Origin of the sequence: Paenibacillus brevis (assembly GCF_018919145.1) — a bacterium.
GTDB classification, from domain to species: Bacteria; Bacillota; Bacilli; order Paenibacillales; family Paenibacillaceae; genus Fontibacillus; species Fontibacillus brevis.
In genome coordinates this window covers 80437-92554 of sequence record NZ_JAHLQJ010000018.1, presented here as the reverse complement: position 1 = coordinate 92554, position 12118 = coordinate 80437, and the positions used below count along the sequence as shown (strand labels likewise).

Sequence of the window (12118 nt, the reverse complement as noted above, 5' to 3'; positions counted from 1 at the left end):
AGGAGTCATCTCTTGGCCTGCTAAATAAAAGGCTGCTTTTAATCAGAGTCCACAAACCGGGTCACAGTTCAGAGCTAACCTTTGGGGGCGTTTTATTTTCTTATTATAAAGTTTTGCGCCAATAAACACCGTATTTATCAATTGTGATCAAAGGCTCTGTGATTTGTCGGGAATTTCTAAAATCGGTAACAGCCTGTTTGCAATTTTCTAAACCATAATCGTCAATGATTATGAAACCGCCTGGAACTACTTTGTCATACAAATTAACTAATCCATCCATAGTTGAACTGTACATATCACCATCTAGCCGAGCAATAGCGATTTTTTCGATAGGAGCGACAGGTAAAGTATCTTTAAACCATCCTTTTAAGAACTTCACTTGGTTGTCAAGTAGATCATATTGCTTAAAATTATTTTGGACTTCTTCTAATGATACTCGCAGGAAGTTATACGTATGATGAATATCGCCTGCGTCTTGAGGGTATCTTTCAAGTTCGGGTTTAGGCAACCCTTCAAAGGAATCGGCAACCCATATATTACGATCCGTAATATCATTTGCCTTCAAAAAGCCTCTCGCAAAAATGCATGATCCGCCACGCCAAACTCCGGTTTCAATAAAGTCACCTTCAATTGACTCGTTTATAACCGTTTCTAGACATTCATGCAGGTTGTTAAGTCTTAATCTACCAATCATGCTATGAGCGAGTAAAGGCCAGTCTAGCCCTCCATTCCTTTTTTCTTTATTAGGAATTATTTTGTGAAGAATTTCTAAATTAAGCTTAGATAGTTCTTTCGTTAACTCCTCGGGAATCCGGATGTGGGATGGGATAGGACCATACTCTAACTGCTCCAGCCATATTTCTCCCAAGATCGTTTTTTTTAAGATTTCTAAATACAATTCCTTAGCCGAGCTTTTATTTACCATGTGGTTTCCTCATTCCTTTCTAAGTTGAAAAGACGTAACTATTATATATATCGGATGCTAATGATTAGTAGGTTAGTGTTAAACTCTAATAGGGATTTAACAAGACCTATTCAATCTTGGAGAGTAAAGTAATACAATAATATTTATTCTCAATGTTTCAGAAGGGATAAAAACTGGGTAAATGGATATTGACTTCTGTATCCGCCATTGCTATCCAAATCATGTAAGAATAAATTCGACATAAACTTACATGAAATTCCAGAAAAACCTATTCCTTGGTAATTGACACTGGAGAAGCTTGAATGGTATAGTCAGAAATGTGAGGCTTGGTTACAGGATCACACTCTTATTTGATAACGAAGGGAATGTTAGTGCATGCAAGGTAAAGTAAAATGGTTCAATGCTGAGAAGGGTTATGGCTTCATCGAAACTGAAGAAGGCGGCGACGTTTTCGTACATTTCTCCGCGATCCAATCCGAAGGCTTCAAGACTTTGGAAGAAGGACAATCCGTTGAGTTCGAAATCGTTGAAGGCGCTCGCGGACCGCAAGCAGCTAACGTAATCAAACTGTAATCATCCGGCACAGCCGACCTACATATAACGGGTTGATGGTTAACAATTGAAGATTCGCTAGCAAACCCCCGGGGAAACCCGGGGTTTTCTCGTTTTATGCTCTTTTCCAATGAGGTGATTTTTCTGCGCAATATTTATTCTTGGCTCCGCTGGTTGCCGGCGATTACGCTGATGTTGCTCTTATTCCTTTCTTCATCGCAGACTTACCAAGAACAGACGTTGGTACCGAATATTGAAAAAAGCACGTCAGAGCAATGGATTGCTGATTTTTTTGGCAAGTTTAGCTTTACTTACGGTGGGCATGAGATCAGTGTGGAGAGTGTGGGCGGAGCGAGCTTTATAGAATTTTTCATTCGCAAGGCTGCTCATTTTTTCTGCTATGCACTGCTGGCCGCTCTGTTTATCTTTGCCTTGATGGGAAGAATGCCAAACGATAAAAAGAGGAGCTTATCAGGAAAAAAATTAGGCTCTCTCCTCTTATACTCCATCCTGTTGTCATTTCTATATGCTTGCTCAGATGAGCTGCATCAGAGTCTGACCCCTGGCCGAACGGCTATGGTGCAAGATGTTCTGCTCGATACGATCGGGGCAACTTGTGGAGGAGTATTCACAATATTGTTAATTCGTTGGCGAAGCAGAAGGTGGTAAGGAAAGCCTGGCTATTAAGATAGAAGGCACTGCTCCAGAGTCATGGCAGCCTCCCTTTACATCCTGCTGATGCTTTTTACTTTGCGTTAACAGTTGTGATATAATAAAGGTGCAAAGCAAAGGAGGAGTGCCCTATGAATTATAGTATTCGTGGACAGCAAATTGAAGTGACTGAGGCCTTGAGAGATTACGTGGACAAGAAGCTCAGCCGGCTTGACAAGTACTTTGATGCACCCCTTACCTCGGATGGTACAGTTACCTTGAGTGTCGTACGAGGCTTGCACGTGGTAGAGGTAACGATTCCTCTGACCGGCGTTATGCTCAGGGCTGAAGATCGCAGTGATGACATGTATGCATCGATGGATGCCGTCGTGGACAAGCTGGAGCGTCAGATCCGCAAGCATAAGACGAAGGTGAACCGCAAATTCCGCCAAGAAGGCAGCTTGAAGTCGTTGTTCGTTGAGAATACGGCAGGCAATGGTCATGTTGCTACGCTGGACGAGGGCGATGAGGAGCTTGAATTGGTCCGCACCAAACGGTTCAATCTGAAGCCTATGGATGTAGAAGAGGCAATTCTACAGATGAATATGGTCGGTCACAACTTCTTTGTTTTTACCAACATCGACACCCAGGATGTTAACGTAGTCTATAAGCGCAATGACGGTAAATACGGCTTGATTGAGAAAGCCTAAGAACCGCAGCGTGATCGTTAATCTCGTGAATGTTGGATTATGAGTGGTAATTGTTACAATTGAAGCACAAGGAACGAGCCTTTATCCGCATGCGGATAAGGCTCTTTATTCGTATAGATGATGGAATATTTTGGCCGTGGCTGTAAGCGGTTGTGTTGCGGCATTCGTTACAAACTGTTACAATTTAGGCAAATCATCTGTTTCTGCGTGAAAGGGGTAAACCATGCTAGGATTAGTGAAGAAGATCTTTGGCGACGTTAACGAACGTGATGTCAAACGTCTGATGAAGACGGTAGACCATATTAATAAACTGGAACCCGAATTCGAAGCCTTGTCGGACGAGCAATTGCAGGCAAAAACCGTGGAGTTTCGGGAACGCATCGAAAAGGGAGAGACGCTGGAAGAACTGCTTCCGGAAGCATTTGCTACCGTTAGAGAGGCTTCCAAGAGAACGCTCGGTATGCGTCACTTTGATGTGCAGTTGGTCGGCGGGATGGCATTGCATGAGGGCCGGATCGCAGAGATGAAAACCGGTGAAGGTAAAACCCTTGTTGGGACCCTGCCAGTTTATTTGAATGCGCTGCTTGGAAAAGGCGTGCATGTAGTTACAGTAAACGATTATTTGGCTCAACGGGATAGCGAGCAGATGGGCCAGATTTATAATTTCCTGGGCATGACTGTCGGTGTGAATCTGAACGGCATGGAGCATGCTGAGAAACAGGAAGCATATGCTTGTGATATTACTTATGGAACGAATAACGAATTTGGATTCGATTACCTTCGGGACAACATGGTGCTGTACAAAGAACAAATGGTACAACGCCCGCTCTATTTCTGTATTATTGACGAAGTGGACTCCATTCTCATTGATGAAGCGCGGACACCGCTTATTATTTCCGGACAAGCTCAGAAATCGACCGAGCTGTATTATGCAGCCGACCGTTTTGTGAAGCGCCTTGAAGCGGACGAGGATTATACTGTTGATATTAAGGTTAAGGCAGTTGCGCTGACTGAAAATGGCGTAGCCAAAGCAGAGAAAGCTTTCGGTATTGACAACCTCTACGACCCTAAACATATTACACTGAACCATCACGTTGTACAGGCCCTCAAGGCAAACGTGATTATGCGTCGTGACGTCGACTATGTAGTGACTGAAGACGAAGTATTGATTGTTGACGAATTCACTGGCCGGATCATGCAAGGCCGGCGTTACAGCGATGGTCTTCACCAAGCAATTGAAGCAAAGGAAGGCATCGAGGTACAGAATGAGAGCATGACCCTGGCAACGATTACGTTCCAGAACTATTTCCGGATGTACCGCAAGCTTGCGGGAATGACGGGTACCGCCAAGACGGAAGAAGAAGAATTCAAGAAAATTTATGGATTGGAAGTACTGCAAGTACCGACGAACCGCCCAAACCAGCGTCAGGATATGCCGGATGTGGTCTATAAGAGTGAAGACGGCAAGTTCAAGGCCGTTGTCAACGAGATTGTGGAGCGCCATAAAAAGAACCAGCCTGTCCTGGTTGGTACGGTATCCATCGAGAACTCCGAGCGGGTATCTGAAATGCTGAAACGCAAAGGGGTACAGCATAAAGTTCTGAATGCTAAATATCATGCCGAAGAGGCTGAGATTATTTCCCGTGCAGGTGAGCCTGGCGCTGTGACGATTGCCACGAACATGGCAGGCCGCGGCACAGACATTTTGCTCGGTGAAGGTGTCTCCGAAGTCGGAGGCTTGCATATTATTGGTACTGAGCGCCATGAATCCCGCCGGATCGATAACCAGCTCCGCGGCCGTGCAGGCCGCCAGGGTGACCCAGGATCGACTCAATTCTATCTGTCCCTTGGCGATGAATTGATGAAGCGCTTTGGTGCAGATAATGTCTTGAATATGATGGATCGTCTTGGCTTTGAAGAAGATCAGCCGATTGAGAGCAAGATGATTACGCGTGCGGTTGAATCTGCCCAAAAACGGGTTGAAGGGAATAACTTCGATATCCGTAAAGTCGTCCTGCAATATGATGATGTAATGAACCAACAACGGGAAATCATTTACAAGCAGCGTCGTGAGCTTCTTGAATCCGAGAACATTAAGCAAATTATTGTGGATATGCTCAAGGCTACAATTGAGCGCATTGTGGAAGCCCATACCAGCGAGGAGCTCCCGGAAGAATGGGGTCTGGAGGATATCGCTGAGTATGTGAACAGCAAGATGCTCGATGTAGGAGCGATTACGAAAGAAGATTTGTGGAACAAAGAAGCATCTGAAATTACGGAGTTCATCTTTGAAAAGGTGATGGCGAAGTATAATACACGTGAAGAGGCTCTTGGCTCCGAAATGGTTCGTGAGTTCGAGAAGGTTATTGCTCTTCGTTCTGTAGACAGCAAATGGATGGATCACATTGATGCGATGGATCAATTGCGTCAAGGGATTCACCTTCGCTCTTATGGCGGTACAGATCCGCTGCGCGAATATCAGTTCGAAGGCTACGAAATGTTCAACGAAATGGTTGCGAATATCCAGGAAGAGATCTCCATGTACATCATGAAGGCTCAAGTGGAGAGCAATCAGGAGCGTCAAGCGGTTGTTGACGAGGATAAAATCTCGACCAGCGGAGAACCAGCCGAGAAACGTCCGGTTCAACGCGGGGAGCAGATTGGCCGTAACGACCTGTGCCCTTGCGGCAGCGGTAAGAAGTACAAACACTGCCACGGTCAGAACGCATAAGCAAGAGCGGCGGGGAATTCCTGCCCTCAAGCTCCGGAATAACAGCGGGGGGCCGTCCGTTTGGATGGCTCCCCTTTTTTCTGTGAAATGCAGGAATGTAAGGTTAAAGAATAGCAGTTTAATTTTACGCGGAGGGTGGAATACAGCATGCTGGATCCAAATGTTAAGCAAGACATGCGAGAGATTGCCAAGAAGTTATCAAACCTTAGGGGGTCTCTTTGACTTAGATTACAAACAGGAACTGATTGCGAACTTTGAAGAGAAAATGGCTGCGCCGGACTTTTGGGATGATAATGACAAGGCGCAAGGGATTATCGCAGAAATGAATGCCGTCAAGTCATCAGTGGACCAATACGGCGCCCTGCAGCAGGAATATGATGATGCGGAAATGATGGCCGAGCTTGCAGAAGAAGAAGGCGACGAGGCTTTGGCCGCCGAGATTGGCACCTCTGTATCCGCACTTGTGAAAAAGCTGGAGGACTTTGAGTTAACCCTTTTGCTCAATCAGCCCTACGATAAAATGAATGCGATTCTCGAGCTTCACCCTGGTGCAGGCGGTACCGAGTCTCAAGATTGGGGCCAGATGCTGCTTCGGATGTATACCCGCTGGGCAGAGAAGCGCGGGTTCAAGGTGGAGACGCTCGACTATTTGCCAGGGGATGAAGCGGGGATCAAGAGTGTAACCCTGTCGATCAAGGGCTTTAATGCTTACGGCTATTTGAAGGCAGAAAAGGGCGTCCACCGTCTGGTCCGTATTTCTCCGTTTGATTCCTCTGGCCGGAGACATACCTCTTTCGTATCCTGTGACGTTGTTCCGGAGATTACCGATGATGTAGATATTGATGTGCGTACCGAGGATCTCAAGATTGATACGTACCGCGCGAGCGGCGCCGGTGGACAGCATATTAATACAACGGACTCTGCGGTGCGGATTACGCATATTCCAACCGGAATTGTCGTGACCTGCCAGAACGAACGCTCCCAGATCAAGAATAGAGAGCGTGCCATGACCATGCTTCGCTCCAAGCTGTATGAACGGAAGCTCGAGGAGCAGCGGAAGGAACTGGATGAGATTCGCGGAGAGCAGTCGGACATTGCATGGGGCAGTCAGATCCGCTCTTATGTATTCCACCCGTACAGCATGGTTAAGGATCATCGGACCTCTATAGAGACGGGCAACGTCGGTGCTGTGATGGACGGCGATCTGGATGCCTTTATCGACGGCTATCTGCGAAGTCAGATCAAGAGCGACCCACAATAACATTCTAAGACACAGTGCGCCAGGCGAGTCATCTTTGCCGGGCGCACCCTTTCTGATTAGTAAGGAGGAACCGTGGTGTCTTCTACACCTCGCAAACGCAGATGGAGCCAGGCATTCCCTGTCACCGGCCCTGTCCGCCACACGATCGATACATTAATGATCATCGTCGGCTCCCTGATTACGGCGCTGGCATTCAATCTGTTTCTCGTTCCGAACGACATCGCTTCAGGCGGTGTGTCGGGGATTTCAGTTATTACACAGTCGCAGTTCGGGATCGAACCGGCATATATCCAATGGGCGCTTAATATTCCTCTCTTCTTTGCAGGTTTTTTGCTGCTGGGGCGGGATTACGCGATCCGCTCATTGCTGGGAACCATCGTACTTCCGCTATTCGTCTTTCTGACCCGGAATTTTCCGGTACCGACCACAGACTCCTTGCTGGCCTCACTTTATGGGGGGATCGGTGTAGGGATCGGCCTTGGTATCGTTTTTCGGGGACGCGGGTCAACAGGCGGCTTATCCATTCTTGCACAGATCATTCAGAAATACAGCGGACTGAGCCTTTCGGTCTGCGTGGTGTTGATGGATGGCATGGTCATCGGGCTTGCCGGATTTATTCTGTCTCCGGAAAAGGCGCTATACGCCCTGATCGGCTTATATATCACCGGTAAAATGATCGATCTGATCGAGCTGGGATTTGGCTATACGAAAGTGGCTTATATTATTGCGGATAATACCGAAGCCATCTCAAAGGCCGTTCTTAGCGAACTGGACCGGGGATTGACTAAGCTGAATGCGCAGGGCGGTTATACCGGCGATGACCGGACCGTCCTGATGGTGGTGGTCGGCCAGAGTGAAGTGACACGGCTCAAGACGCTCGTACAGACGCTGGAGCCAACGGCCTTTGTGATCATTACGAATGCGCACGAGGTCCTCGGCGAAGGGTTCAAACGGAATTAGGTTTTCGCTATGCTTTGCGGAAATAAGTACTTATGTGCATCATAATGAGCAAAACGAGCTGCCACCACGCGAAATATGTGTGTTGGAGCTTGTGCAGCAAAATAAGTGCCGGATGGCATTAAAATGGCTGGCGTGTGAGCTTGTGGGGTTATTTTAATGACAAAAGGCATTAAAATTTCTGGCATAAGTGCCCATGCGACGATTATAGTGCCAAAAAGCATTAAAATTACTGGTGTAGGGTCTCTTGCGGGGATTATAGTGCAGTAAGGCATTAAAATTTCTGATGTAGGTGCTCATGCGACGATTTTAGTGACAAAAAGCATTAAAATTACTGGTGCAGGGAGCTCGTGCGGCGAGTGAGAAAAACCAGCTAATATTTGTCAACCCCGAGTAGTTAGAATATGACAACGATACTGTTGGACGGAAAAACGGGACCGCCCCCTTTCTCACAATTGGGGGACGGTCCCTTTTCTCGTCCAATTTTTTAGAAGGCAATTGGATAGCCTATCTAGATGTTATAGACTAAAAAATCCGCCGAGCATATAACTGATACTTACAAGAACAATTCTATACAGAATATATCCGAAGAGCACATTGACAATCAGGGAACCGTACAGCGGATCTAGAGCAGAAGCGCTTTGACCCATTTCTTGATGAATCAGCAAGGTGATGGCTACGAAGAATGAAAGAACCGTAATGAACAGGAACAGTCCGCTAAGTCCAATTCCAAGGCCGACGATTTGAAAAATAACACTGATCAGCAGCGCAGCTGTCGAGGGTACCAGCAAGGTGCCCAGCTTGGCGGTGAGATCACGAAGATCCGCTGAAACCTTTCCAAGCCTCATTACTCCATAGGCGGCAAAAACGGCAACTGCAAAGGCCAGCACGACCAGGATGAAGGGGCGGAGATAGCCAGCGCCGAACGCATCAGGAAAAGCAGAGCGCAGGCTTGGTACATAGAGGACAAGCGGAAGGAGTATGGCTATGATTACCATAGTGATGATTCCATTCAAAAAATGCGCTCTATCAATTTTTTTGGAAGAAGCTAACGGATGGAGCAGCGCATTCAGGAAAAATCCGCCGTACTGCTTGCTGATTTCAGCGCCTTGTTGAAAGGCCTGACTCTCTTTGACCTGCTTCCACGTGAGATCACCGGAAGCTTTCTCTCCTGGAGCAGGGGCCCCAGAGTTGCCAGCCTCAGTTCCGATCTTCGATGAAGATTCCCCGGTTGCTGCAGATTCGATTCTGGCACTAGCTTCTCCTGTCTTCTCATTCCAAGATGAAGCTAGAGCCGCACCGCATACCGGGCATTCCGTAATGGCGCCTTGTTCATTTTCAAAAACGTGACCACACTTCGAGCAAATCATTAAGTTTCATTCCTCCTCCACCATTTGTAAATCTAATCAGTCCAAGCATAATTGTAATTAGAAAGTCAGTCAATCCAAATGCTGCCATTTATTTCTGAAATACATAACAAATGAAGTAAACATATTTCTGAAACAGCATTGTATATATATTAATATGAATGTATAATAATTCGTAATTACAATTCGGGTAAATGATTTCGAGTATAGATGATATACAGCAAAGGAGAGTTAAATCGTGAGCGGAGAAAAAGTGAAGGTTGCCATTGTCGGTTCCACGGGGTACGGCGGCGTGGAACTGATTCGTTTTTTATTGGGCCATCCCCTGGTTGAGATCACCTCGGTCATTTCGTCGTCCAGCAACGGCGTTCCGATTAGTGAAGGCTTTCCGCACCTGACGGAGATTATCGTGCAAAACCTGGATGGCGTGGACCCCAAGCTGATAGCGGAGAAGGCGGATGTGGTATTCACAGCAACGCCGTCCGGAGTTAGCGGCAAGCTTGTTCCTGAACTGCTTAATGCCGGTCTTAAAGTTATAGACCTTTCCGGAGATTTTCGGATCAAGGACGGGCAAATCTATGAAAGCTGGTATAAGCATGAGGCGCCTCAGGCAGACTTGCTTGCACAAGCCGTGTATGGACTTGCTGAGATTACCGGGGAACAGGTGCAGGGAGCAGAGTTGATCTCCAATCCCGGCTGCTATCCTACGGCTACGTTACTAGGGTTAATTCCGGCAGTCGAAGCAGGCTGGATTGACCCGGCGTCGATTATCATCGATGCCAAGTCCGGTGTATCCGGCGCAGGCAGAGGAACAAGCCTGATGACCCATTACGCAGAAATTAATGAAAACCTGAAGGTCTACAAAATGAACCGTCATCAACATATCCCTGAAATAGAACAGGTTCTGTCGGAAGCGGCAGGTAAGAACGTAACCGTAACCTTTACCACTCACCTGACCCCGATGACACGCGGGATTATGAGTACAATGTATGCGACATTGAAAGGGAACTACACGGAGGCGGATTTGATTGGCTTATACCGCAAGCGTTATGAGGGACGTCCTTTTGTCCGGATTCGTGAGACGGGGAGCTGGCCGGCAACCAAAGAGGTGTTCGGTTCGAACTATTGCGATATCGGCTTTGCTGTTGATGAGAGGACGGGAAGAGTCACCATCATCTCGGTTATTGATAATATCGTCAAGGGTGCAGCAGGGCAAGCGATTCAGAATCTGAATCTTGCCATGGGATGGGAAGAAGATTGCGGGCTCAAGCTGAGTCCGGTGTATCCATAAAAGGGCGAGTTCAAAAAGCCAGGTTTTCAGCACCGAGAAGGTTGTGAGAACCCGAAGAAGGAGGAACGGAGTGTAGGGAGTCCCTACATGAGTACCGGACTTCGAGGGTGAGCGCAAGATTCGATGTCGAATGAACCTCATGAATATCTTCGTGATCAAAAAATGACTTTTTTGAACAACCTCTAAAGAACGAATTTGCGAAAGGGGCACGGCTAGCCATGGGAGTTGGAGAAGCTGCTGTATTTCATATATTGCAAGAGGGCGGGGTTACCGTCCCCAAGGGATTCCAGGCAGGAGGACTGCACTGCGGTCTGAAAAAATCAAGCCGGAATGACCTGGGCGTCATTCTGTGCGAAGTGCCGGCGGTGGCGGCGGGCGTGTACACGACCAATGTGTTCCAGGCCGCCCCGCTGAAAGTGACGCGAGAGAGTATCGCGTCGGACGGGCGGCTGCGGGCTGTAGTCGTGAACAGCGGCAACGCCAACGCCTGCACCGGCCAGCAGGGCGAGGCCGATGCCTACGCCATGCGTGCGGCTACTGCGGCCGCGTTCGGCCTGGCGGAGCAGGACGTGGCCGTTGCTTCTACCGGCGTCATCGGCGAGCTTTTGCCGATGGACCGCGTACACAGCGGGATTGCCGCTCTACCTGCGGCAGTCTCCGCTGACGGCAACGGTGCGGAGCAGTTCAGCCAGGCAATCCTCACGACAGATCTCGTGAAGAAGGAGATCTGCGTCTCCCTCACGGTGGATGGGCGTGAGGTGGTGATTGCCGGCGCAGCGAAGGGCTCGGGGATGATTCATCCGAATATGGCGACAATGCTCGCCTTTATGACGACGGATGCCGAGGTTGAGCCGCAGGCGCTGTGGCAGCTGCTCGGAGAAGTGACCGACGTGACCTTCAACATGATCACGGTCGATGGAGATACGAGCACCAACGATATGCTCGTTGCGATGGCCAGCGGCCTGGCGGGCAACAGCCCGCTTCAGCCCGGCCATCCCGATTGGGCGGCCTTCGCTGCCGCCTTCCGGCACGTATGCCAGCACCTCGCGCAGGCGATCGCCCGCGACGGTGAAGGCGCCACGCGCCTGGTGGAGGTGACGGTGCAAGGCGCCGTCACCGACCTCTCGGCCCGCGCCATCGCGAAGACCGTGATCGGCTCCAGCCTGGTCAAGTCGGCCGTGTTCGGAGCCGACGCCAACTGGGGCCGGATCATCGCGGCGGTGGGCCGCGCGGGCGAGCCCGTGAACCCGGATACGGTCGATATCCGCCTCGGCGATATCGTCGTGCTGGAGGGTTCACGCCCGGTGCCGTTCGACGAGGACGAAGCCCTCGTCTATCTGCAGGGCGACACGGTTCACATCCATGTCGACCTGCATCACGGGAGCGGCACAGCCACCGCGTGGGGCTGCGACCTTACTTATGACTACGTACGAATTAATGCGGCATACCGCACTTAAATGGGGTAATCAAGTGCGGTATGCTCCTGATAATATTTGCTGGCTTTCTCAGGGCTGACGAGCCAGTTTTGTGCGATTCAAATGGGTTTGGAGAACGATTTGTGCGGTGAATCGTACAAACCTCTCCATAACCAGGCGTTCGGGCTAAGGGGGGGCCTCGGTCCTCCGAGGATATCCGGTTTTTGGAAGCTATCCGGTTCTGCATGCAATGTTCAG

The 12118-nt window shown here is 48.9% G+C and carries 10 protein-coding genes; 8 read left to right on the top strand and 2 right to left on the bottom strand.

The features are described from left to right. Positions 1-103: 103 nt before the first annotated feature. Entirely contained in the window at positions 104-925 is an 822-nt protein-coding gene (locus tag KQJ23_RS18860; RefSeq protein ID WP_216480456.1) for a TylF/MycF family methyltransferase, read from the bottom strand. 375 nt (positions 926-1300) lie between these two features. Here KQJ23_RS18860 and KQJ23_RS18855 point away from each other — a divergent pair, with 375 nt between their 5' ends. The 6 genes from KQJ23_RS18855 to KQJ23_RS18830 all read left to right on the top strand — a co-directional run bounded on the left by KQJ23_RS18855 (position 1301) and on the right by KQJ23_RS18830 (position 7790). Further along, complete coding sequence (locus tag KQJ23_RS18855) at positions 1301-1498, top strand: cold-shock protein (protein WP_007132290.1); 198 nt, start codon at positions 1301-1303, stop codon at positions 1496-1498. A gap of 153 nt (positions 1499-1651) precedes the next feature. Then, the gene (locus KQJ23_RS18850) at positions 1652-2146 is read left to right on the top strand and encodes a VanZ family protein (protein WP_249529904.1); all 495 of its coding nucleotides are present in this window, start codon (positions 1652-1654) and stop codon (positions 2144-2146) included. A gap of 134 nt (positions 2147-2280) precedes the next feature. Next, positions 2281-2838 (top strand): ribosome hibernation-promoting factor, HPF/YfiA family, encoded by a 558-nt coding sequence (gene hpf, locus KQJ23_RS18845; protein ID WP_216480455.1) that lies wholly within the window; start codon positions 2281-2283, stop codon positions 2836-2838. 223 nt (positions 2839-3061) lie between these two features. Continuing rightward, complete coding sequence (gene secA, locus KQJ23_RS18840; RefSeq protein WP_216480454.1) at positions 3062-5569, top strand: preprotein translocase subunit SecA; 2508 nt, start codon at positions 3062-3064, stop codon at positions 5567-5569. A gap of 147 nt (positions 5570-5716) precedes the next feature. Beyond that, positions 5717-6830 (top strand): peptide chain release factor 2 gene (prfB, locus tag KQJ23_RS18835; RefSeq protein WP_216480453.1). Its coding sequence is split into 2 segments (ribosomal slippage): positions 5717-5788 and positions 5790-6830, totalling 1113 coding nucleotides; the frame shifts between segments, so codons are not numbered across the junction. Between the two features lie 75 nt (positions 6831-6905). After that, positions 6906-7790, top strand: a complete 885-nt coding sequence (locus KQJ23_RS18830) for a YitT family protein (RefSeq protein ID WP_346779430.1) — start codon at positions 6906-6908, stop codon at positions 7788-7790. Between the two features lie 515 nt (positions 7791-8305). On the opposite strand, the gene KQJ23_RS18825 is transcribed toward KQJ23_RS18830, so the two are convergent. Further along, positions 8306-9157: an FmdB family zinc ribbon protein gene (locus tag KQJ23_RS18825; RefSeq protein WP_216480452.1), complete on the bottom strand. Its 852-nt coding sequence runs from the start codon at positions 9155-9157 to the stop codon at positions 8306-8308. Positions 9158-9392: 235 nt separating this feature from the next. On the opposite strand from KQJ23_RS18825, the gene argC reads away from it, so the two are divergent. Further along, complete coding sequence (gene argC, locus KQJ23_RS18820) at positions 9393-10445, top strand: N-acetyl-gamma-glutamyl-phosphate reductase (RefSeq protein WP_216480451.1); 1053 nt, start codon at positions 9393-9395, stop codon at positions 10443-10445. Between the two features lie 218 nt (positions 10446-10663). Beyond that, the gene (gene argJ / locus KQJ23_RS18815; protein WP_216480450.1) at positions 10664-11902 is read left to right on the top strand and encodes a bifunctional glutamate N-acetyltransferase/amino-acid acetyltransferase ArgJ; all 1239 of its coding nucleotides are present in this window, start codon (positions 10664-10666) and stop codon (positions 11900-11902) included. The last annotated feature ends 216 nt before the right edge of the window (positions 11903-12118 follow it).